The sequence below is a fragment of the Lyngbya sp. CCAP 1446/10 genome (genome assembly GCF_026130175.1).
Classification (GTDB): domain Bacteria; phylum Cyanobacteriota; class Cyanobacteriia; order Cyanobacteriales; family Microcoleaceae; genus Microcoleus.
In genome coordinates this window covers 1-24,414 of the sequence record NZ_JAIGNI010000063.1, presented here as the reverse complement: position 1 = coordinate 24,414, position 24,414 = coordinate 1, and the positions used below count along the sequence as shown (strand labels likewise).

16 protein-coding genes are annotated in these 24,414 nt (G+C 47.3%); 11 read left to right on the top strand and 5 right to left on the bottom strand.

Going from position 1 to position 24,414, the window contains the following annotated elements:
• Positions 1-115 precede the first annotated feature (115 nt).
• The 5 genes from K4039_RS22100 (at position 116) to K4039_RS22080 (ending at position 11,021) form a co-directional block, all read left to right on the top strand.
• On the top strand, positions 116-1,249 hold the full coding sequence (locus K4039_RS22100; protein WP_265238579.1) for a cupin-like domain-containing protein: 1,134 nt from the start codon (positions 116-118) through the stop codon (positions 1,247-1,249).
• 287 nt (positions 1,250-1,536) lie between these two features.
• Positions 1,537-2,415, top strand: coding sequence for a 3'(2'),5'-bisphosphate nucleotidase CysQ (locus K4039_RS22095; protein ID WP_265238577.1), 879 nt, complete (start codon positions 1,537-1,539; stop codon positions 2,413-2,415).
• A gap of 57 nt (positions 2,416-2,472) precedes the next feature.
• Positions 2,473-2,670, top strand: a complete 198-nt coding sequence (locus K4039_RS22090; protein ID WP_265238576.1) for a hypothetical protein — start codon at positions 2,473-2,475, stop codon at positions 2,668-2,670.
• Entirely contained in the window at positions 2,667-2,936 is a 270-nt protein-coding gene (locus K4039_RS22085) for a hypothetical protein (RefSeq protein ID WP_265238574.1), read from the top strand. Before K4039_RS22090 ends, K4039_RS22085 begins: the two co-directional genes overlap by 4 nt.
• A gap of 387 nt (positions 2,937-3,323) precedes the next feature.
• Complete coding sequence (locus tag K4039_RS22080) at positions 3,324-11,021, top strand: FG-GAP-like repeat-containing protein (RefSeq protein WP_265238573.1); 7,698 nt, start codon at positions 3,324-3,326, stop codon at positions 11,019-11,021.
• A 432-nt stretch (positions 11,022-11,453) separates the two neighbouring features.
• Here the strand turns inward: K4039_RS22080 and dprA are convergent, their stop codons facing one another.
• The 3 genes from dprA to K4039_RS22065 form a co-directional block, all read right to left on the bottom strand.
• Entirely contained in the window at positions 11,454-12,605 is a 1,152-nt protein-coding gene (gene dprA / locus K4039_RS22075; RefSeq protein ID WP_265238572.1) for a DNA-processing protein DprA, read from the bottom strand.
• A gap of 162 nt (positions 12,606-12,767) precedes the next feature.
• On the bottom strand, positions 12,768-13,436 hold the full coding sequence (locus K4039_RS22070; RefSeq protein WP_265238570.1) for a YdcF family protein: 669 nt from the start codon (positions 13,434-13,436) through the stop codon (positions 12,768-12,770).
• 180 nt (positions 13,437-13,616) lie between these two features.
• Positions 13,617-14,267 carry a DUF2301 domain-containing membrane protein gene (locus K4039_RS22065; RefSeq protein ID WP_265238568.1) on the bottom strand — a complete coding sequence of 217 codons (651 nt, stop codon included), beginning with the start codon at positions 14,265-14,267 and terminating at the stop codon, positions 13,617-13,619.
• 84 nt (positions 14,268-14,351) lie between these two features.
• On the opposite strand from K4039_RS22065, the gene K4039_RS22060 reads away from it, so the two are divergent.
• Positions 14,352-15,014 (top strand): hypothetical protein, encoded by a 663-nt coding sequence (locus K4039_RS22060; protein WP_265238566.1) that lies wholly within the window; start codon positions 14,352-14,354, stop codon positions 15,012-15,014.
• A 213-nt stretch (positions 15,015-15,227) separates the two neighbouring features.
• Here K4039_RS22060 and K4039_RS22055 read toward each other — a convergent pair whose 3' ends face one another.
• Positions 15,228-15,983, bottom strand: a complete 756-nt coding sequence (locus K4039_RS22055; RefSeq protein WP_265238564.1) for a DUF561 domain-containing protein — start codon at positions 15,981-15,983, stop codon at positions 15,228-15,230.
• 217 nt (positions 15,984-16,200) lie between these two features.
• Here K4039_RS22055 and K4039_RS22050 point away from each other — a divergent pair, with 217 nt between their 5' ends.
• From K4039_RS22050 to K4039_RS22040, 3 genes are all read left to right on the top strand, one after another.
• Entirely contained in the window at positions 16,201-17,355 is a 1,155-nt protein-coding gene (locus tag K4039_RS22050) for an AAA family ATPase (protein WP_265238562.1), read from the top strand.
• Positions 17,352-17,957, top strand: a complete 606-nt coding sequence (locus tag K4039_RS22045) for a DUF4276 family protein (RefSeq protein WP_265238560.1) — start codon at positions 17,352-17,354, stop codon at positions 17,955-17,957. Before K4039_RS22050 ends, K4039_RS22045 begins: the two co-directional genes overlap by 4 nt.
• Before the next feature lie 290 nt (positions 17,958-18,247).
• The gene (locus tag K4039_RS22040) at positions 18,248-22,033 is read left to right on the top strand and encodes a PAS domain S-box protein (RefSeq protein ID WP_265238558.1); all 3,786 of its coding nucleotides are present in this window, start codon (positions 18,248-18,250) and stop codon (positions 22,031-22,033) included.
• A 180-nt stretch (positions 22,034-22,213) separates the two neighbouring features.
• Here K4039_RS22040 and K4039_RS22035 read toward each other — a convergent pair whose 3' ends face one another.
• Positions 22,214-22,531 carry a WGxxGxxG family protein gene (locus K4039_RS22035; protein WP_265238556.1) on the bottom strand — a complete coding sequence of 106 codons (318 nt, stop codon included), beginning with the start codon at positions 22,529-22,531 and terminating at the stop codon, positions 22,214-22,216.
• 324 nt (positions 22,532-22,855) lie between these two features.
• Here K4039_RS22035 and K4039_RS22030 point away from each other — a divergent pair, with 324 nt between their 5' ends.
• Complete coding sequence (locus tag K4039_RS22030) at positions 22,856-23,500, top strand: hypothetical protein (RefSeq protein WP_265238554.1); 645 nt, start codon at positions 22,856-22,858, stop codon at positions 23,498-23,500.
• Positions 23,501-23,520: 20 nt separating this feature from the next.
• Positions 23,521-24,270, top strand: coding sequence for a pentapeptide repeat-containing protein (locus K4039_RS22025; RefSeq protein ID WP_265238553.1), 750 nt, complete (start codon positions 23,521-23,523; stop codon positions 24,268-24,270).
• Positions 24,271-24,414: the final 144 nt, after the last annotated feature.

The window sequence follows — 24,414 nt, the reverse complement described above, 5'->3', positions numbered from 1 at the left end:
TGCGCCCTCTGTGGTTTATAAAAAAATATACATATTCACAAATCAAACAAGATTGCTATATTAGTAAAACAACTTCAAGCCAAGCCAAACAGTCCAAAAACAACATACCCGAATCATGCCTGACACCCAACCCCTAACCATCACACTTCCCCCCTTACGGATTACCCTCACAGAAGAACAACAAGTTAACCTAGAATGGCTGACGCAAAACTTGCCAAATCTACTCGCAACAGCGCCAAGCAAACCAGAAGTTCCCGACAACTTGAAACAGTGGGTAGCGGCAAACAAATTATTAAATCTACCAGATGCAGACATCATTCGAGGCTTAGTCAATACAGGTATTGATGCAGAAACAGCAACTGCAGAAGTTACGGCCATATCATCTCATCCGTACTTCCAAGCAGGTAGCCATTACGTACAGCTATTGCAGAAACTCGAATCGCAACTCAGCATCAACAATCAATTAGCTGCCCTCTCTTCCAAATTTGGCACAATCGAACGCAAAAGTAGCCTTTCGAGAGAGTATTTTTTAGAAAATTACTACGCCAAAAATACTCCAGTAATTATTACCAACATCATGCACAACTGGAAAGCATTGCAGTTGTGGACACCGGAGTATTTGCAGCAAAAATACGGAGATGCAGAGGTAGAAATTCAAGCCAACCGCAACTCAGACCCGGATTACGAAATTAAGGTACACAACCATAAAAAAATCGTTTTCTTCCGCGAGTATGTAGATATGGTCGTCAACGGCGGCCCCAGCAACGACTGCTATATGGTTGCGAACAATCAAACTCTGGAAAGAGAAGAATTTAAATCGCTATTTAACGACTTTGAAATTTTCCCAGAATACCTGACTCCCGGCGATACAAAAGGCAGAGTTTTCTTTTGGTTCGGCCCGAAGGGTACAATTACGCCGCTGCATCACGACCCAGTGAACTTAGTTTTAGCACAGGTATCGGGACGCAAACTGATTAAATTGATTTCTCCGCAGCAAACACCTCTGCTTTACAATCATGTCGGAGTTTTTAGCAAGGTGGACGGCGAGAATCCCGACTATGACAAATATCCGCTTTACGGAGATGCGAAAATCATTGAGGTGATTTTGGAACCGGGAGAAGTTATATTTATTCCTGTGGGTTGGTGGCATCATGTAAAATCGCTGGAAGCGAGTATTTCGGTGTCGTTTACTAACTTTGTATTTCCCAATTATTATGAATGGAAATATCCTCATATTAATTGGTCGTAGGATGGGGTTCTGTTCTGAATAAATATCCCAAAATCCTGTAGGGGCGGGTTCACCAACAATCTATGAAAATCACAAATAATCTCATAAACCCGCCCCATCCCAACCCGGATTTACATCAACACTTTACCAATAAATTCACCGTACATTTTTATTGTTAGTGGGGGAGGGCGGGTTTATGAGATTATTCATTTTCACCATAAATGGTTGGTGAACCCGCCCCTACAAATTGGGTTGATTATAATTAATGGTTTCTTTCTATGTACATCAGTTCATCTGCGGTTTAAAAAATGAAAAATCTTGAAAAATTAAGCGAAATTGCGCGGGCGGCGGCTTGGGGGGCAGCAGATATTTTGCAATCCTACTATCACCCTGATATCAATACTCCAAGCCTCGACATTCAAGATAAAAAAGACGGCCCAGTTACTGCGGCGGATGTCGCTGTTAATTCTTACATCTTAGATGAATTGCAGTCAGCTTTAGGGGATGCAGAATTTGGCTATCTCAGTGAAGAAACTTACAAGTCTTATTTAGATAGTTACGGCAAAGTTCCTTTACCTCAATCTTGGGTTTGGATTATTGACCCTTTGGATGGAACGCGCGATTTTATTGACAAGACGGGGGAATTTGCCGTTCACATTGCTTTAGCGTTCGAGGGAAGACCGGTATTAGCGGTTGTGGCTTGGCCGGAACAACAAAAAATTTATTACGCAATTCGAGATGCTGGTACTTTTGGAGAAAGTCGCGGGGGTTCGGCGGTGAAATTGCAGGTTTCTGCGCGCAATGTAGTGGCAGATTTATCTATAGTAACAAGTCGCAGTCACCGGGACGATCGCCTAAATCAACTATTGCACAAATTTCCCTGTCAAAATCAACTGGCTGTGGGCAGTATCGGCTGTAAGATTGCGACGATTGTTGAACAAAAAGCTGATGTTTATATTGCGCTTTCCGGCAAGTCTGCGCCGAAGGATTGGGATTTGGCGGCACCGGAATTGATTTTGACGGAAGCGGGCGGCAGATTTACTCGTTTTGACGGTTCTGGTTTGCAATACAACCGGGGAGATGTAAGTCAGTGGGGGGGATTGTTGGCGAGTAACGGTTGCTGTCACGATGCTTTGTGCGGGGATGCTGAGTGGATTTTGGCGGAGATTGATTCGGGTTTGAAATAAGTGCGATCGCCCTTAAATAATTTGGTATACTTATCGTATAATGATGTGGCAAAATGTATGAGCGTCAAAGAACTTGAAACAGCAATTATGAACTTGTCGGTTAAGGAATTATCGGAGTTAACTACTTGGCTGATAGAGTATCGTCAACAAGCCTGGGATCGACAAATTGAAGAGGATTTGGAGGATGGGCGGTTGGATGCGCTACTTGATGAAGTTGATGCAGAGTATGAAGCTGGATTGGCTAAAGTGTTATGAAGCATCTGACTTTACCGCGTTTTTGGCACTGCTATCACCAGCTACCTAAAGAAATACAAGCCTTAGCCGATAAAAATTATGAATTACTCAAAGTCGATCCATATCACCCTTCGCTGCATTTTAAAAAAGTTGGCAGGCGAAAGCAATTGCAATCGGTGCGAGTAGGCGATAGTTACCGAGCTCTGGGAGTTGAAAAACCTGAAGGTATTGTGTGGTTTTGGATAGGGACTCATGGTGATTATGATGCCATATTAGCTCAGAAATAAAGCCCCGATCGCACATACAGCAGATTCCACGTTTATGAAGTACACGCCACATCGATAGATCCCGTAGGGACACGGCAATGCCGTGTCCTACTTGCTTGCGATTAATTTTTTAGTATGTTAAGCCATTAACCTCATAATCAATTTTCCGTAATATTACTTAATAATTTGCCCTATCTTTATCAAAGCTTTAATTAATCAGCTATTTATAAAGAAAACTTTATATATATTCTCTAAAAAAACTGTTAGTGTTGCTACAACAGATGTTTCCTCACCGAATTTTTACGCAGAGATGCTGTGTCTCTGTCAATCAAAATTGATAGATTGTTTCGGACGAGAGTCACGAAATTGGGGAAATTGCTGTCTTTTTTTACCCCAGTCAGGTGTATTATGCCAAATTTAAATATTCCAGTTTCAGTAAGTGCGATCGCCTTTATCGACACTACAGTACCAAATTATCAAAGTTTGGTAGCGGGGGTAACACCGGGCACGGAAGTTGTGGTGTTAGATGGGAATGAGGATGCGATCGACCAAATTACTGATATTTTAGCCGATCGCACGAATATTGAGAGCATCCACATCATTTCTCACGGCACTCCGGGAAGCTTGCAACTGGGTAGCGGTGGCTTGAGTTTAGACAATCTAGAAGCTTATTCCGAGAAATTGCGGCAGTGGCGAAGTGCTTTCAGTCTGGGCGCGGACATTCTGATTTATGGTTGTAATGTGGCATTAAGTGCGATCGCATTCATCCAGCGCATCGCCCAACTCACAAATACCAATGTTGCCGCTTCCAAAAACCTCACGGGAAGCGCGGCAAAAGGCGGCGATTGGAAACTCGAAGCAACAATCGGGAAAATTAACACACCGCTGGTATTTGCAGAAGAAGTGTTAGCGGGTTACGAGTACGTTTTTGCCAACTTTAGTAAGGCTACCACCTTTTCTGCTGGAGGAACAGGGGCTTTCTCTCTTGGAGTCGGCAAGCTTAACTCAGACAACTTTCCTGACTTAGTTGTTGGAAATATTGGCAGTACCAAAAATGTGACTGCGTTGCTGGGAACGGGTACGGGCAGCTTCGGTACTGCTACTCCCCTACCTAACTCCAGCAGTGAATTTCCTGTATCTGTTGCTATCAATGACTTGTTCAACCCAGACGGTTTCTCCGATATAGCAGTAGCCAGTCCTGGGGGTGGGCCACCCGGTTCTAGTAGTATTGCCATTTGGCCGGGGACAAGTACAGGCAGCTTCGGCACTCCTACCAACATTAGCGGAGTCAATCCAGCTTTTGTCGCTGCGGGCGATTTTAACAAAGATGGACGGATTGACCTCGCGACAGGAAATAGTCAAATTTCCATTCTGCTGGCGACACCGACAGGTAGTTTTGGTACTCCCAGCAACATTAGCTTCGGAGCGATAGGATCTGACACTTTTATTGCGGTAGCAGACTTTGATGGTGACGGTAATCTTGACTTAGTTGCGACTAGAAGATTGTCAAATAGCGTGTACTTTTTAAAAGGGGATGGTGCAGGCAATTTTGGGCCTACAACTAACTTTACTACTGTGGGAGGCGATCCGCGTTCTCTGGCAGTAGGGGATTTTAATAAAGATGGCAAACCCGATTTAGTTACAGCTAACTATAGCTCTAACAATGTCTCTGTTTTGTTGTGGAATTCTACCACAAATAGCTTTAATCCTGCTGTTGCTTTCGCAGCAGGAACTAATCCTGAATCTGTAGCTCTCGGTGACTTTAATGCCGACGGAAATTTGGATGTTGTTACGGCAAATTATGGTTCTAACAATGTCTCGATTCTTTCGGGAGATGGTGGGGGTAATTTTGGGAGTGCTACCAACTTTAATGTCGGGACTTCTCCTCGTGCCGTAGCAGTAGCAGATTTTAATGCTGATGGATTTTCCGATTTAGCTACAGCGAACAGCGGTTCTAACGATGTCTCAATTTTGCTCAATGTTGTCGCAAGTTTTGGGGCTGCTACTTACAGCGGAACGGAAGGAACGGCGGATACAGTAGTCAATATTCCCGTTACTATCAGCGGTACGCCCAGTAGTGACGTAATAATACCGATCGCACTTGACCCCAGCAGCACAGCCACCGAAAATTCAGACTACACCTTTTCGCCTACTACTGTTACTTTCCCCGCCGGCACTACTACTCTCACCCAGAATGTTGCAGTCACGATCAAGCCTGACAGTATCCCTGAAAACGCCGAAACCGCAATTCTCAACTTTGGCACAATCACTGGTGGCGTTGCAGGTACAACCAAACAAACAACACTAACTATTGCAGCTAACGGTAGTGTTTCTTACGCTTTAGCCGCCGATATTGCAAGCATTCCCGAAGGTAATAGCGGCACAACTCCCTTAACTTTTACCGTGACTCGTAGCAGCGGCACTGGTGTAGCAAGTAGCGTCAATTATGCGATCGCCGGAACTGCTACGAACGTCAGCGACTACAACAGCATCGGCGGCACTTCTGGGGCAACTGGTATTAGTGGCACAATCAACTTTGCAGCGGCGGAAACATCGAAAACTATCACATTAAATGTGTTAGGCGACGGATTAGTTGAACCTGACGAAACTGTGGCGGTTACGCTGTCTAATCCTGTTGCAGCGGGGCCGACACCTGCAATTACCACCGCAACTGCTACTACAACTATTACCAATGATGACGCTGCCGGCTTCACCGTTGCACCTACGAACATCACTGCTACAGAGGGCGGTGCAACTGGCAGTTACAAAATCAAGCTAACTGCACAACCCACGGCACCGGTTAACATTAGCTTTAATCCTGGCAGTCAAATTAGCCCGATCGCCCAAATTACTTTTGACAGCACTAACTGGAATGTTGATCAGACTATCACTGCTACTGCGATCGACGACACTGTAGCACAAGGAACGCACACAGGGACGATCGCTCATACAGTTACCAGTACCGATGCGAGTTATAGCGCCAAGGCGATGCCCGATGTGACGGCATCGATTACTGATAACGATAGTCCCGGTGTGTCGATCGTGCAATCTGCCGGCAGTACAAATATTGCTGAAGGCGGTGCAACGGCTACCTACGGGGTGCTTCTGACTAGCGCGCCTACTGCACCTGTGACGATTAATTTTGACCCTGGTACTCAAATTAGTGCGATCGCACCTATCACTTTTACGCCGAATAATTGGAATGTTGCTCAAAATGTGACCGTGAGTGCGATCGATGACAGCATAGCCCAAGGAACCCACAGCGGCACGATTACTCACCAGTCGGTCAGCACGGATACTAAGTATAACAATCTGACAATTTCTCCTGTGACGGCCACGATTGCTGACAATGATACGGCAGGTGTGACTATTTCACCGACGAGTACAACTGCTACGGAAGGCGGTGCTACAGGGACGTACAGCGTTCAGTTAAAATCCCAGCCCACCGCGCCTGTGACGGTTAGTTTTGCGAATGGCGATCAAATTAATGCGATCGCTGCTGTTACTTTTGACTCTACTAACTGGAGTGTGGCGAAGTCAGTCACAGTAACCGCTACAGACGATGCAGTCGTGGAAGGAAATCATACGGGCAGTATTTCTCATACGGCTACTGGTGATACTAAGTATAACGGGATTGTGATTCCGGGTGTGACAGTGGCGATTACTGATAACGATGTAGCGCCGACTCCGACTCCGACTCCCACACCGACGGGAACGCCGACTCCGACACCTACGGGAACGCCGACTCCGACACCTACGGGAACGCCGACTCCGACGGGAACGCCGACTCCGACGGGAACGCCGACTCCGACACCGACGGGAACGCCGACTCCGACTCCGACGGGAACGCCGACTCCAGGAGGAGCACCGCTACCGCCTGATTCAGATGCGCCTACTCCGACACCGGCACCGACTCCGACACCACTTACGCCGACGCCGACGCCAACGCCATCAATTACGCCGACACCGACACCAGTCACACTGACACCAACACCACCAATTACACCAAGACCGATACCAGTCACACTGACACCAACACCGACACCGCCACCGACACCCACACTGACACCAACGTCCGAATCCGCAGGCATTACAGTCTCCCCCACCAGTGGATTAATCACCACGACAGCAGGCGGTGAATCAACTTTTAGCGTCAAACTAAATACTCAACCGCGTGATGGGGTTAGCATTGGCTTGACGGTTAACCCGAACCTAGGAACAGTTTCCACACAGAGGCTGACTTTCTCGCCCGATAACTGGAATCAACCTCAAACTGTAACCGTAAGAGGTGGAGGTGGCCCAATAGAAAACCAATACGGCAACATACCTTACACTATCTTCACCGAACCCGTTCAAAGTAGAGATCCTAACTACTCAGGCCTTGATGCTGCAGATGTCAGCCTTACCAATATCTTAATCATTCAGCAGAATTTACGCCCGGGCATTGTGGTTTATCCCACCAGCGAGTTAACTACAACCGAAGCAGGAGGTACTGCTAATTTCAGCGTTTTACTCAATACTCAACCGCAATCGGTAGTTACAATTCCCATGAGGGTTGACAACCCAGCCGAGGGCAAAATTTCTCGATCGGAACTGACATTTACTCCCGACAATTGGAACACAGCCCAAACCGTCACTGTTACCGGAGTAGACGATGCCATCACAGACGGCGATCGCACTTATACCATCAAACTCGATCCTCCCGCAACCAATGATTTTGACTACAAGTTTCTCTCTCCCAACAACGTAACTGTAACCAACACTGACAATGAAACTCCAGCCCCGCTGTTTGCGAAATTTCCTACAGAAATATCGCAGGGACTCGGGCAAGTCAAGGGAATTTGGGGAGACTACAATAACGATGGCAAACTTGATGTTTTAGCATCAGGAAATCGTCCGATCCTGACGGGAACAATACCGACCGGCGGTACTTGGCTGTATCGCAACGCAGGCAGTACCCTGACTTGGGATGGCAAGGCTCTTCCCGTTACTTCATCTGCTGCTTGGGGAGATGCTGACAATGATGATCGGATCGAGTTCGCGGCCAACAAGTTGGATAATCCACGCGGACGTGGCACCGGCAGCAATTATATCCCCTCCTACACAATCTCAGTCTACAAAAATACCGGCACCTCTTGGACGAACTACGATCTTGGCCACAATGAAGATTTTGGTTCCGCTCGCCCGTCAGGTTCTCTTAGTTGGGGAGATTACAACAACGATGGCAAACTAGATATCCTAGATGCGAACATCCGAAAAATTGCTCTCAATCCTGACTCTGGGGAATATCAACTCGCCAGCCTGCTGTACCGCAATACTGGCAGCGGCCACGTACCAGATATCAATGCCAGCGCTAATTTGCCCGCTGTCTCCAATGGTGCTGCTGCTTGGGGAGACTATGACAGCGATGGGAAACAGGATATTTTGGTAATTGGCAACACCAATGCGGGCAAAATCGCCAAGGTGTTCCGCAATACTGGCACCACCTTTACCGAAGCTTTCGTCTTACCCGGTGTTTCTGATGGTTCAGCAGCTTGGGGAGATTACAACAATGATGGCCAACTCGATATTCTGCTGGCGGGCGATACCGGTTCGGGCAAAATAGCGAAAGTGTTCCGCAATATTGGCACCACTTTTACCGAAGACACCAATGCCGCATTGCCCGGAGGCAGTTTTGCAGCTTGGGGAGACTACGACAATGATGGTAAATTGGATGTCTTGTTAGACAGCAAAGTATACCGCAACACTGGTAACGGCTTTAGGGAAGACACAAATGCCGTACTCAGTGACAGCGGTGCCGCAGCTTGGGGAGACTATAACAATGACGGCAAACTTGACATCTTGATCGGCAACCAAGTCTACCGCAGCAATACAGCTAATGCGAACACTCCACCCACTGCACCCACAGGGCTGTCGGCTGCACCGAATGGCAACAAAGTCACTTTCAACTGGAATAAAGCGACTGATGCTCAAACTCCTACCGATGGTTTAAGCTACAACCTGCGAGTTGGCAGCACTCCCGGTGGCAAGGATATTCTCGCCCCCACATCTCTCGACGATGGAACTCGACAAATTGTTGGGTTAGGCAATACCAGCCAAAACACCAGTTGGCAACTCAATAACTTGTCTCCACAGAAATATTACTGGAGTGTGCAATCCATTGATAATGCTTGGGCCGGTTCACCTTTCGCCACAGAAGGCAGTTTTACAGTAGACAATACAGCCACCAACCGATCGCCAAGGGTTAACAATCCCATCATCGAGCAGGATCGCGGGATTTTCCGCAGCGACTACCGTTTGACTCTTGCTGCCAATACTTTTATTGACGACGATCCAGGTGACAGTCTCACTTATTCCTACTCAATAATTCCAGAGCCAAAACCCGGCTTCGGCCCCTTAATACCGAACTCTCTCGATTGGCTTAGCGTCAACCCGAATACTGGCAGTTTCATTCCGCCGGATTGGCTTAAATTTGATCCGAATACACTCACCTTCAGCGTGAATTTAAATGCTGGGAATATCCCCTCATTATTCTATTTGCCAATTGAGGTGACAGCAACGGACAATGCAGGTGCCACTGCCACAGACTTCTTCCACATATACCGTTCTGGCTTTTCTGGTATCGCAATTGATGGTTATATCGCGGGAGCTACTCTATTTTTTGATGCCAACAAAAACGGCATTAAAGATATCAATGAACCATCCACTATCACTAACAGCAACGGTGAATTCAATCTCGACGTTCCCTTCGACATCTTCGACAAAAACAAAAACGGAGAAATCGACCCCGAAGAAGGCAATCTAGTCGCAATTGGAGGCACTGACACCGCCACCGGTTTACCCCTGGAAACACCACTTACTGCACCACCAGATTCCAGTGTAGTCACCCTCCTAACCAGCTTGATAGCCGACTTAACCGACAAAGGAACTACACCAGAATCAGCCCAATCTTTAGTCAAAGCCGCCCTTTCGCTCCCCGCTGAATTTGATCTGACTAGGTTAGACCCTATTGCTGCCACAAACAAGAATTTACCGGGCGGAATCCAAGTCTTAGCGGCAATGGTGAAAGTCCAAAACGTCATCACTCAAACAGCCGCTTTGATTGACGGCGCATCCAGTGCAGCAAATCACGATCTTGTCAAAGCTGTTGTCAGTTCAATCACGGATAAAATTCAATCCGGTTCAGTCTTAAATCTCAGCAATCCAGCCGCCTTAGAACCAATCATTCAGCAATCCGCTGCTAAAATCCAGCAGATTGACCCCAGTTTCAACATTCAAAAAGTCACCCAAATTACCTCGCAATCCGCGATAGTAATGGCAACAGCAAATCAGCGCATCGATAGCGCTGTCACCAACCAAACAGCAACATCAATTCCCCAAGCCGTTGCCCGCGTCCAACAAGTATCTTTGGGAACAACCACCCAAGACTTCAAAGCAGTTGGTGCCGGAAGCAAGCCAATTTCCCAGTTAGTTACTGACAATACTGGTGCTGCTTTAGATAGCAAAATTCAAGCCGTAATCTTACCTGTTGGGATTGCAACTCCTGTACTCACAGGCGATGCAGATTTAGGCAGCAATTCGCCGGATGCAATTATCGGTACAAATGCCGACGACATCCTCACCGGCACCAGTGGCAATGATGTGTTGATGGCTATGAAGGGCAATGATGCGATCGATGGTAGCTTGGAAAATGACACTATTTTCGGTGGCAAAGGTAGCGATACTTTGCTAGGAAATAGCGGTGATGATATCTTGTTTGGCAACCGAGGTGCTGATATTTTGAACGGCAGCGATGGTAATGATATCTTGCTTGGAGGCAAGGGAGATGATTTACTAGATGGCGGTTTGGGAGATGATACTTTGACAGGAGGAATGGGAGTCGATAAATTCCTACTCTCCACCAATTCCGGTACTGATACTGTTACCAATTTTGAAATTGGTGAAGACTTGTTAGTATTGGGTAACGGGCTGACTTTCTCCCAATTGGCAATTAGTGAAGATAGCGGTTCAACATTAATTCGGTTTGCCCAAACTGGCGAGATTTTAGCTTCTCTCAGCGGAGTTTCTCCTAGCAGTATTAGCGCAGGAAGTTTCGGATTGATTTAAGAAAACCCGGCGGTTGAAACCGCGTCGATACAGACAAAACCTGCCTCCGCAGGTTGAAGAATAGGCGGTTAAAATTGCGTCTTATCTTCAGTCCGCGGAGGCGGACATTGTTTTTGTAGGCGCGGTTTCAACCGCCGTCTGATCTGATCGTTTGTAGAGACGCGAATTCCATTCGCCCTCTTATCTTCTTATCTTCAGTCCCTCTGAGCTCGGACATTATTTGTGTAGGATTGATTTGAAGAAAACCCGGCGGTTGAAACCGCGTCGATACAGGCAAAACCTGCCTCCGCAGGTTGAAGAATAGGCGGTTAAAATTGCGTCTTATCTTCAGTCCGCGGAGGCGGACATTGTTTTTGTAGGCGCGGTTTCAACCGCCGTCTGATCTTGATGTTTGTGTAGGCGCGGTTTCAACCGTACGTCCGATCTTACAAATCAACACCGCTGATAACGCATACCAGGCAACTGCGAAACCAATCCCAACAATTCCAACTGCAAAAGAATACCAGAAACCGTTCCCGCTGGCAATCCCGCAGCCTCCACAATTGTATCAAGAGAATTCGGCCCAGAGCCCAGAGCTTTTAACACCACAGCCAACTCCGCATCCAACGGCGGGCCTTGCTTTTCAGGGGCTGGATTTGTCGGAAACAAGGACAACTGCTGCGCGCTATCCAATTTTGGCATAGCTCCGAGCATTTCCAGCAACCGGTCTTCGCTTAACAGTCGATCGCGATTCGGGAGAATAGGATGAGCACCTTTACTCAGCAACTCCAAACATCCAAACGATCGCTCATCATCCAATCTGGCCGTCAAAACATACACATCGCGACAAAAATCATTAGCTTGATAAGCAGTAATTAACGCCCCCGATTTCTGCGGAGCTTCAATCACAATAGTAGCCCGACTCAAGCCCGCAATGATCCGATTTCGGCGCGGAAAATTAGTTCTATTCGGTTGAGTCCCCGCCGGATATTCACTAATTGCCAATCCCTGCTGCAAAAGGCGATCGCACAACCGCTCATTTGGCTTAGGATAAACAACATCAACCCCAGTCCCAAAAATAGCAAAAGTCCGGCCGCCCGCCTCCAAACAGCTTGTATGAGCCTCCGTATCAATACCCGCAGCAAATCCAGAAACAACAGTAAAACCGTTCGTAGCCAAAGCCGTGCTAAATTTACGAGTCCAACGGCGGCCGTATTCCGAAGGACTACGAGTTCCAACAATTGCCACCGTCGGCGTAATTCCGTGATTCTCTTTTAAGTCAACTAAACCGCGATAATACAGCACCGGCGGCGGACTCGGAATTTCCAATAATAAGCTGGGATAATCCTTATCTGCTGGTGTCCAGAAACAGGGATTTTTAATCAAATGTTTTTCAATAAATTCTTCAGGATTGAGTTTAGATCGTTCTTGCACAGTTGTATCAATTACCTGCTTGCCAAATCCTTCTACTCGCATTAAATCTACTGGTTTCGCCATCCAAGCTTCTGCCAAAGTAGGGAAATGTTGGTGTAATCTTTGCAACAAAATCGGCCCGATACCATTAATCTGCGACCATGCTAACCAATAAGCGCGTTCTTCTAGCAACGACTTGCCCTCAATTTATCTGAGAATGATTTTATCATTTTGGGTTGATATAAAACTTCGATTTTCAGAAGACCGGACGGTTTAAATTATATTGTTTTATTCAGTCCCTATGAGCTCGGACATCGTTTTTGTAGACGCGGTTTCAACCGTCGTCTGCTGCATCTAAGTTTTCCAATCGACAAAACGGGCATAAATATAAGCAATAATTTCTCCTGTCACAGTCCGAAAACCTTCGCTCGATTTCCACCATTCCTGCGGGTTGTAATCTTGCGGAACCGCAGCTATAATCCCGACTTCAATCTCAGGATTCAGCACTTCTTTGAAGACAATCCAACTTCTGCGGGCGTGAGGGCCAAAGGAATAAAGATTAATTGAGTCAACTTTGAGGGCAGAAGTAGCTAGCCAATCTCGAAGGGCGATCGCAGATGCAGCAGTCCGGTGTTTCACAACACTCGCAGCGGGTACGGCTACCACTTTATCCCGATCAAATCCTAGCGCAATACAAGTCGCTGCGGTCAGTTCAGCATAATTTTTATATTCAGCGAGGTAATAGCCTTTAGCTAAAGGAAGTCCGGTTGTCACCAATTGGCGATATCCGCCTTTTTTGAATTCGGCGATCGCACTTTCGATCGCATAATCCGGCAACCAGCCTTCCACAACCAGTATATCTGCTTTAATCGGCGCATTTACCGCCAAAAATGGATGAATATTTGTGATGATTAATGTCATTGCAATGATTAAACCTGCGATCGCAATTACCCAACCTTCCCAGGTAATTGCCCACATTTCTCGGCGGCGGATTAGACTAATTTGGATTTTAGGTTTTCGCATTCTGGCAAAATTCCGCTCGATAAAATTCTTATCGTGCGATCGTCCCCGCTAGCGTATTGTACTCGCGAGCGGGGACGCTCGCACTATAAATGCAAAACACCAGATGCTCCAATTTGCCAGTACAAAATTAAATCCGTTAAATCCGTTAAATCCGCTACAAAATCCGCTGCCGAATCTTCTCTACTGTTTTTGTTTTAGATACTCAAAAACGCTCTTATCCCCAATATCCTGCGGCATAGGTTGAAAGAACTTGCGAACGGCAAAAATGATGAACAAAATTGCCCAAAATCCCAGCAACAATTGTTCGGTTTCCGGTGACAGAAAACCGAAAATATGTCCTAAAATCAACAGCGGAACTCCCGGAGTTAAAAACTTAGTTTCTAGGCGGTTGAAGCAAAAAGCTTCTTTAAAATAAATGCCATTTAATGCCGCAAAAGTAAAGCCAATTCCCCACAAAGTCGCTGGATTTTCGTACACTGCTAAAGCTAAAGGTTCCCTGCTTTGTAGGGCGACAAATACTGCTGCCGCGCCGCCGATCGCCCAAAACGCCTGTAATGTGCGGTGCAGCGGAATCATGTAAATGTGAATAGTTGCTAAACTAACGCCTAAAGCTATCCAGAAACACGCAAAAACAGGCGTTAAAGCTTGGATTGCTATTGGGTTGTCGCCGCTTTGCAACACCAGAGTAGCGCCCACTGCCCAACATAGCGCCGCCACTCCCAACCCGGCGCGGTAGATCAGCACTCCCGTGCGATCGCCTTGAGTAATCGTAAACTCGCCGAATTGCCCTTGATATACTTCCGATTCATCAGGCGATTTCAGTAATTGCATCACAGCTTCCTCCTATCCATCAGACACGAATGTACTTCTGCCAAGATATACTTTATTGATAAACCAGTACAGCGGAACCGAGCGATGCCTAAATTTAACAAACCTCAACTTAACAAATCTAAAGTTAACAAGTCTAAATTTGACGATCGCCCAAATCAAACCAAATCTCTGCTTTCAGAATCAGAACTTCCTCCAGTTCAGCTTGATGAAACCATTGTAGCAGGCAGAAGACCGAAACCGTTCAATGACTTGCAGCGCTTGCTTGCCGAAATACCGGAATTGACAGGGGGGTTCAATCCAGAAATGTTCGCCAATATCGTTGAAAATAACCCATTTAATGACAACCAATTTGAAAGCAAAATTAGGAAAATTCTAGGAACTAAAAATATTAATTCCAACCTCAAAAATTCAATCAAATATCTGGAATACATCAAGCAAAATATGCAATTTCCCTGCCAGGTTACGGGTAGAGAAGAGTTTGAATGGGAAGAAGAGTATATAATGGGTTTGGGTAGCAAAAAAGAATATGCAAAGCTTAAGAAAACTCAACCTTCTTATACTGATAACTTCACAATTAACCGAGTGGAGGATTTTGTTGTTCATGAAGACGGCATATTTGCCGAAGTGGAGCGCGTCGGCGATCGCAAAAAGTTTAGCTTGCTTTTAGTAGAGCTAGCATCAGTTGATGCGATATCCCCAAACAATCAGTTATTGCATGATTATTCTGTGTGGTATATCCACTATTAAGGAAGAGTGGGAGAGGGGGAGATGGGGAGAGAGGGAGAGAGGGAATAGAAAAAATCTTCCCTTTTTCCTCTTCCTTCGCCTTCTTGATTACCAGAGAAAATTGGTTTAAAGCCTCTCCCTGATCGGGATAAATTAAAATCAGACGATTCATTACTCCAATCCTCTTCCTTCTTTTGTCAACAGTTAACTGTTAACAGTTAACTGTTAACTGAATTAAATTGAAGCAGCAAAGTGCGATCGCTCTACTTTTGCCAAAGCTTCAACCAAACTGCGAACAACCGCAATCATCGCCACTTCGCTGTTAAGTTGGCTGACAGCAGAACCGACACCAACACCCGCAGCACCGGCACCAATAGCAAGCGGTGCGGTGACGCTGGAGATGCCCGAAGCGCAGAGTACGGGGACTTGTACGGCGCGGGAAATTTCAAAGGCGGCGGCCAAAGTAGGCGCTGCTTTTTCAATTAATCCTAAAGTTCCGGCGTGAATTGGTTGGGCGCTAGTGCCGCCTTCGGTTTGAATGATATTCGCGCCAGCTTTGACTAATTCTGTTGCTAACTGCACCTGTTTGTCCAGTGTCAGAATGTGGGGAACTGTGACAGAAAGCGTGATGTTCGGAAATAGCGATCGCGTTTCGCGAGTCAACTCCAAAACTTCCTCAGCTTCAAAGCGGCGGCCTAGTGCGTAGAAAGCATCAAAGTTGCCAATTTCAATCAAATCAGCGCCCGCTTCTACCGCAGCCACAAACTTTTGCGGTTCGACAGCAGATACACAAATTGGCAAATCTGTCAACTGTTTTGCCATCAATACCAAATCGCGATCGCAAGCAATATCGACAAATGTTGCACCGCCGAGATCCGCTGCTTTGACAACAGCCGCAACGTTGGCCGCATCAAAATTATTTAAACCGCTGATAATTTTCAAGGCGCGGCCTTGCTCAAATGCGCGCTGCAATTTAGGATTTACACTCATCGTTAGTTTTCCAACTCAAAAAAATTGTTAATATCATTTTGACACGGATTGGAACATTTTTTGATTTTTATTTCTTAATTTTTAATAACGCGCTGAAAAACAGTATTTTCCTTGTCCAACATCGACTGAATTTATGTCCTAGTCAGATATGGAAAAAAGCGCAATCCTGGAATAAAATTGTGCATATTACGATTCTACAAGCTCAAGAGCAAAAGTTATGAACACATTTGAGCGCCTAAAGATCGAGGGGTTTCGCCGTTTGTTTTCAGCAGAGGTGGAAATGCGACCTCTGACAGTGATGATTGGTGCTAACGGTGTTGGGAAAAGTTCTTTCTTAGAAATATTCTCACTTTTAGCAGCATCAGCCAACGGTCAGTTACAGTCCAAAATTTCCGAGTTGGGCGGTCTAACTCAGATGGTAACATTAGACCGGGCTGATAGCGTGTCAATCTCCTTATCGATGCCTATAGAGAATCAGGAACCGCTAAACTATTCTCTGAAACTTGCAACCAAAGGTCAATTCTATGAAATTGGTTCAGAAACTCTAATCCAACAGCGCAATCGCCATGCTTCTCAACCTTTTAAGTATATTGAATCTCGCGGTTTAGATGTCAAGTATTTCAGTCCAGAGGATGAAAAGCTACTACGCCCAAACTGGCAGTACAATCCTTTGGAAAGCTCACTTGCTCAGGTTCCTAAGATGTATCGGGAACCAGAAACATTGAGGCAGCACTTAGCTTCATGTAGCTTTTATAAGGCTGGGGAGTTGAATCTTTCCCCTCAAAGTCCGATCCGTTTACCTCAATCTATGCGGCCTGCAACTTTGCCCGGTAGTAAGGGAGAAGATTTAGTTTCATGCCTCTATTATCTGCGAGAAACAGATCCGAATCGATTTGAAATTATCCAAGATACACTGGCTGCGGCTTTTCCTGATTTTGAACGATTAAGCTTTCCGCCAGTAGCAGCCGGAACTTTAGCAATGACTTGGAAAGATAGAAATTTTTCTCATCCTTTTTATATGCACCAACTATCAGAAGGGACGCTCAGATTTCTCTGGTTAATCACCCTGCTGCAAAGCCGAGATTTGAGTGCTGTCACGCTGATTGATGAGCCGGAAGTTAGTTTACATCCAGAGTTGTTACAACTGTTAGCGAATGCCATGAGAGAAGCTGCTCAAAGAACTCAACTAATTGTAGCAACTCATTCCGATAGACTGATCCGATTTTTAAAGCCTCACGAGGTGCTAGTTTGTGATTCTGAAGATGGTGTCACAACTCTAACTTGGGCTAACTCTATAGACTTAGAACACTGGTTAGAAGATTATAGCTTGGATCAGCTTTGGGCAATGAACATTTTTGGAGGCAGACCGTGAAGATTGCTATTTTGGTTGAAGGAGCAACGGAAATGGCATTTAAGGCTAAGTTGCAAGAATTTCTCAAGTCACGCCTGGGACAGCAGATGCCAAAATTAAAGTTTATATCTTGTGAAGGTCATATTTACAAAGAAGAAAAACTCAGGCGAGTTGTCGAAAATTTATTGACTGGTAGAGATGCCTATGATGCTGTAATTGCACTAACAGATGTTTATACGGGTACTAAAGATTTTAAAGATGCAGCGGATGCTAAGGCTCAAATGAAAAAATGGGTGGGGGACAATCCTAAATTTTATCCCCATGCAGCTTCCCATGACTTTGAAGCTTGGCTGTTACCTTTTTGGTCAAAAATTCAGCAAATATCAGGAGGCAATAGAGCGGTTCCTAGCGGTTCTCCTGAACTGGTCAATCACAATAATCCACCTTCTTATCGGATTAAAGAAATATTTGAACAGGGGAAACGTCGGAGCTACGATAAAGCGCGGGATGCCAAAAGAATATTAGACGGACAAAATCTCATGGATGCTGCGGTAGTCTGTCCTGAATTAAAGGCTTTTCTGAATACTATTTTATCTCTTTGTGGGGGCGAATTGATTCCTTGATTTGCCAAAAAACGATACAAGCCCGCGACTCCTGTTGTGGAGAAATCAAACATTTTAGACTGCTGTTCAAGCTCCCAGATTTATCTGGGGAGTAAATCTGAAATCCTCCGACGATCGCGATCGCGCCGAAGTCTAAAATCTAAAATCGACGGCTCCCAATCATCTAGCCGAAAAACTTAAAAGTAATTCCAAAGATAGATAACTGTTTCTGTCTGTGGGTAGATAATACAATAGCAGATGCTTTAATTGCGCGCCCGCTCAGACCGAAAGACATCAAGACGACTAAATAGATGGAACCTTGGCAAACCCCACAAACTAATTTAACCGACATTTCGATCGCCCAGGAACTGTCGCGCCGCAATCCTCGCCATCGGGATCTGCAAGCAGAAAACCTAGCGCTGCAAACGCTGGCCCGACAATTGGCAACCTCGCCGCACACGCTGCTCAAAACACTGGTGGCGATCGCCCAAAATTTGTGCAGCGCAGGCAGCGTCGGAGTCTGTTTGTTAGCACAAAATGCCACATCAGAACAAATTTTATATTGGGAAGCCTTGGCGGGCGCTTGGGAAGCCGCAGAACAAACAAATAAACCCCAGACGTTGCGTTTGTCAGGAGCAGGTCTAGACTTGCAAACTCCCCAGCTTTACTTGCATCCAGAACAATACTTTACTCAGTTGCAGCAGCTAGGAATGCCGATCGCCGAAGCCTTAGTCGTGCCGCTGTACGCCGTAAATCAACCGCTGGGAGCAATCTGGATAGTCTCTCACGATTCCCGGCAGTTCGATAGCGAAGACTTGCGGATCGCGATCGCCCTAGCAGACTTTGCCGTTGCCGCCCTAAAAATCGATCGCGCTGATCGCACCACAGAAGCTTTGCGCGATCGCGAAACGCACCTCCAGTTGATACTCGACAGCGCCAAAGACTACGCCATCTTCACCCTCGACACCGGTGGACACCTTACCAGTTGGAACGCAGGCGCAGAGAGATTGCTGGGCTATGCCGAAGCAGAAATCGTCGGCCAGCACGGACGAATCATCTTCACCCCAGAAGACTCAGCAGCCAGAAAGCCGGAATTAGAAATGCACTTGGCGCTGACTGAGGGAAAAGCAGAAAACGAGCGCTGGCACCTCCGCAAAGACGGCAGCCGCTTTTGGGGCAGCGGGCTGGTGATGCCCCTGCGCGACGCAGCAGGCGACGTGCAAGGTTTCCTGAAAATCATGCAAGACAAAACCGAACGCCGGCAAATAGAAGAAGCACTGCGCCAAAGCGAAAATCGCTACCGCACCCTCGCCGATGCCGTCCCGCAATTAATGTGGATCAACACCGCCGACGGCAGGTTAGAGTTTTGCAACCAGCACTGGCAAAGCTACACGGGCATGATTCCAGAATTGCCTCTGACAGTGCCTGTGCTGGAATTATTTCATCATGAGGATTTGCCCGCAGTTGTCGCCACCCGCACTCAGGGGATTCAAGCAGGGGAATCCTACGAATTTGAATGTCGGGTACGCAGGTTTGACGGCACCTACCGCTGGCATTTGGCGCGACTTGTGCCCGTCAAAGACAGGGAGGGACAGGTGCTGCAATGGGTGGGGATCGGGATTGATATTGACGATCGCAAACAAGCCGAAGAAAGCTTAGCAGAAAGCGACCGCCGCTTCCGCTTCCTGGCTGAGTCGCTGCCCCACCTGATTTGGAATGTAGACACCGCCGGAGAACTTCGCTTTGCCAATCAAAAATGGTCGGAATATCTGGGAATGTCTTACGAGGAAGCCGCTCAAAACCATTGGGAGTCCCTAGTGCCGCCGTGGGAGTTGGCAGAAGCTTTTGCCCGCTGGCAAGAGTGTCAAATTACCGGAGAATTTTATCAAGTTGAGTTCCGCCTGCTGCGGGCAGCAGACCAAATGGAACGCTGGCATTTGTCCCGCGCCATCCCCATTCGCGACGGAGGCGGCCGGATTGTCGAGTGGATCGGCACAAATACCGACATTCACGATCGCAAAAAAGACCAACTCAACGAGCAGTTTCTCTCGGGCCTCGAACTCCGCTTGCGCCAGCGCTCCAACCCCACAGAAATGTTGTGGGAAGCCACGAGCAGTCTGGGAGAATATTTAAATGTCGATCGCTGCATCTGGCACGAAATCGATCTAGAAGCCGATCGGGCAATTGTCGATCGAGACTGGCACGAGTCCGGGCTTCCCAGCATCGCCAGCACCTATCAAATCTCAGACTTTAAGACCCCAGAACTGAAAGCTGTCTCTATGGCAGGTCAAACACTGGCGATCTCAGATATAGCTAATGACCAGCATACAGCGCATTTTTTCGATAACTACGATGCCCTTGGCATTCGCGCTTTGGTCGATGTTCCCTGCCTTCAGGAAGGGCGCTGGGTGGCTCTTTTGCTGGTGGCATCAAAGACGGTGCGGCACTGGCGGGCCGATGAAGTTTCGCTGATGCAAGAAATGGTGGCTCGCCTCTGGGCGGTGATCCTGCACGCGCGAGCCTTGCAGGACTTGCACGAAAGCGAGGATCGGTTCCGCGCTCTAGCTGACAACATCGCCCAGTTGGCTTGGATGACAGATGCCACAGGCTGGATTTTCTGGTACAACCAGCGCTGGTTTGACTACACGGGCACAACGCTAGAGGAAATGCAAGGCTGGGGCTGGCAGCAGGTTCACCACCCGGAACACGTCGATCGCGTTGTCGCAAACTTTAGGCGCTGCTGTGAAACAGGCGAACTCTGGGAAGATACTTTCCCCCTGCGCGGCAAAGACGGATCGTACCGCTGGTTTCTCTCCCGCGCCGTGCCGATTCGCGACGAGCCAGGTAATGTGCTGCGCTGGTGCGGCACCAACACCGACATTACCGATCGCCTCAATGCAGAAGATGAACGGGAACGCCTGCTAGCCCTCGAAAAGGCCGCCAGGGAGGAAGCAGAACGCGCTAACCGCGTCAAAGACGAATTTTTGGCTGTTTTGTCCCACGAATTGCGGACTCCCTTAAACCCGATTCTGGGCTGGGCAAAGCTGTTGCAATCGAACTGTCTGACACCGGAAAAGCAGCGCTACGCCCTAGAGACGATCGAGCGCAACGCCAAATTGCAAACCCAGCTAATCGAAGATTTGCTCGACGTGTCGGGGATTCTGCAAGGCAAAGTCAGCTTGAATATTGTACCTGTGGATTTAGCCGGGGCGATCGGCGCGGCGATTGAAACGGTGCGTCTGTCAGCGGAAGTTAAATCGATTCAAATCTGCACTGAATTTGCACTAAATATCGGGCTGGTGTTGGGCGATGCAGGCCGACTTCAGCAGGTAATGTGGAATTTGCTGTCAAATGCCGTCAAGTTCACCCCGCCGTCCGGCAAAATCGCAGTCAAGCTCGATCAAATTGATAACGACGCTCAAATTAGTGTAACTGATACGGGCAAAGGCATTGTTTCTGATTTTCTGCCCTACGTGTTCGACTATTTCCGGCAAGCAGACAGCACGTTTACGCGCAAGTTTGGCGGATTGGGTTTAGGATTGGCGATCGTCCGCCATCTCGTCGAACTCCACGGTGGCACAGTCAAATCCGACAGTCCCGGCGAAGGACAAGGCGCGACATTTACCGTCAAGATCCCCCTGATGCCCGTGCAACCTCCGACAATTCCCGCACCGACAATGGCGGAAACATCCTTCGATTTGAGCGGTATCCGGGTGTTAGCCGTGGATGATGATGCTGATGCGCGAGATTTGGTGGTTTTTCTGCTGGAGGATTGTGGCGCAAGCGTGACAGCAGTTGCTAGCGCCGCCGATGCCTTGGCGGTTTTAACTCAGTCTCTGCCGGATATGCTGTTGAGCGATATTGGAATGCCCGACACCGACGGTTATATGTTGCTGCGGCAGGTGCGGGCTCTGCCGCCAGAGCAAGGCGGACTCGTACCGGCGATCGCCCTCACGGCTTATGCTGGAGAAATTGACTATCAGCAAGCCATGGCTGCGGGGTTCCAGCGGCACATTTCTAAGCCTTTAGATCCCGATAAGTTGGTGCAGGTGATGTTGGATTTGCTCGTGGATCGATCGGGCGAAAATATTGTTTAAAGTCTTAGATAGGTTCGATCGCTCGGACTAAAGTTCTCACTACAAACCAATAGATCGCATCATACAATACCTAACAAAAAAACCTCACAGATGGAGGTTTTTTGAGGATTATTCGCGATCGTCCGACAGGTTAAAACATCTTGTTCATGTATCATGATCACAGTCCGTTATACTCGATCATTAGCGGAAGTCGGTGCGAACTGCGGGCTCGCGATCGCCCGTTGTGGTAGTGTAGCGGACATTTTCTTCGCGTTTGCGGGGCATCAAACCGAACAAACCCGACAAGCCGAGCAAGCCCAACCATCCCCAATCAAAATCGCGATTGGTATCAGCACTGTATACATCGGAGCGAGGAGCTGTGGTGGTGGTGGTGGTTCTGCTGTTAGTACCGGGCGCTGTATTTGTCTGAGCCGCAGCAGGCAGATGAGCTGGTGCAATGGCTAAACCAGCAGCGATAATACCTGCACCGATTGCTTTGGATAAGTCAGAACGTTTCATAATTCAAATGCTCTCTGTTGGCAAAAATCTTTAACTATCACCACTATATCGATCGGCTCTGAAAGCTAAATCCATCTGTAGCAGTAAACATTAATCGATTCCACCTATTACTACAGATTGATCTGAGATTTTTACCATGCCCAGGAAATTAAATATTGCTCGCGCCTGCCACTCCGGTACTAGGAATCGTGGGCCTCGTACTTCCTTCGCTGCTGAGGCACTCTGGGACTCTCGACCACAAAGAATGTGTTGTTCACAAAAAAAGGTAAACTCAGATCTTGTACAGAAAACACTTAAAGCTCGATCGACGGAGATCAAAACAAATTGGGTATAGAGCTACGCAGCTACGTATTTCTCGACAACTTGCAGCCACAGCACGCAGCATACATCGGCACAATCGCCGCCGGATTCTTGCCACTACCGGGCGATGCGTCGCTGTGGATAGAAATCTCACCCGGTATCGAAATTAACCGAATTACCGATGTAGCCCTCAAATCTGCCTCCGTGCGCCCCGGAATCCAGATAGTCGAACGCCTGTACGGCTTGCTGGAAGTACACTCAGGCCAGCAGGGAGAAACCCGGGCCGCCGGCAAAGCAATTCTCGAATTCATCGGAGTCCGCAGAGAAGAGTGTATCAAACCGCGGGTGATTTCCAGTCAAATTATTCGCAACATTGACCCGCACCAAACGCAATTAATCAACCGCACTAGGCGCGGACAGTTGCTGCTGGCGGGACAAACTCTTTATGTCTTAGAAGTAGAACCCGCAGCCTATGCAGCCCTGGCAGCCAATGAAGCAGAAAAAGGCGCCTCGATTAACATCTTAGAAGTTCAAGCTGTCGGCAGTTTTGGGCGACTTTACCTCGGCGGCTCAGAACAAGATATTTTAGCAGGTTCCAGGGCAGCAATTGCGGCAGTGGAAAGCGTGTCTGGTCGCGAAAATCCTGCAATTTTTGGTCGCAAAGAATAGAGGTGAAAGGAGATGCAATTATGGCAAATACACAGCATTTAGCGCTGTTAAAAAAAGGTGCAGTTAGTTGGATTGAATGGAGAAATATCAACCCAAATATCGAGCCGGATCTCAGCGAAGCTAACCTCGCCGAAGCAAATCTCAGAGGCGCGAATTTGTGGCGGTCTAACCTTTTTAAAATAGACTTATTTAAGGCAAAATTAATTGCAGCTAATCTATCCGATTCTAACCTGAGTTTAGCAAATCTTGCCGGAGCGCAACTCCTCGATACTAAATTAGTTAAATCCAATTTAACGGGAGCAAATCTGCGAGTGGCCGACCTCCGGGGAGCTGATTTGAGCGGTGCTAATTTAATTGGGGCGGACATCAGTGCTGCCAATCTCCAACAAGCCGATTTAGGAGATGCGAATTTAATCGGTGCGGCAATGTTTCGAGTTAATGCGATCGGCGTGAACCTCAATCAGGCTAATCTCAGTCAAGCCAATCTCAATCAAGCCGAATTGATTGAAGCGCATTTTTACGCAGCAAATTTATCTAAAGCTAACCTCGGTGAAGCTCATTTCACTGGAGCATATCTTTTTCGGGCAAATCTCAGTTTTGCGGACTTTAGTGCTGCCGATTTCCGGTGGGCAAACCTTGGCAAAGCTGATTTGAGAGGGGCGAATTTGACCGGGGCAAATTTAAGAGGAGCAAACTTGGCGGGAGCTAATCTGGCCGATGCTCATTTGAAAGAAACAATCATGCCAGATGGCAGCATTGTTTCCTCATAAAATAAGAGAATTGAGTGCAGGGCTATTTCATTCTGGTTGAGTAGCTGATATGATAATAAAGTATTGTAGTCATTCACATGATATGTCATGTCTCAAATTGCCATTGTCGAAGCCTTCGCAGACCTACCCGATACCCGTCGAAGA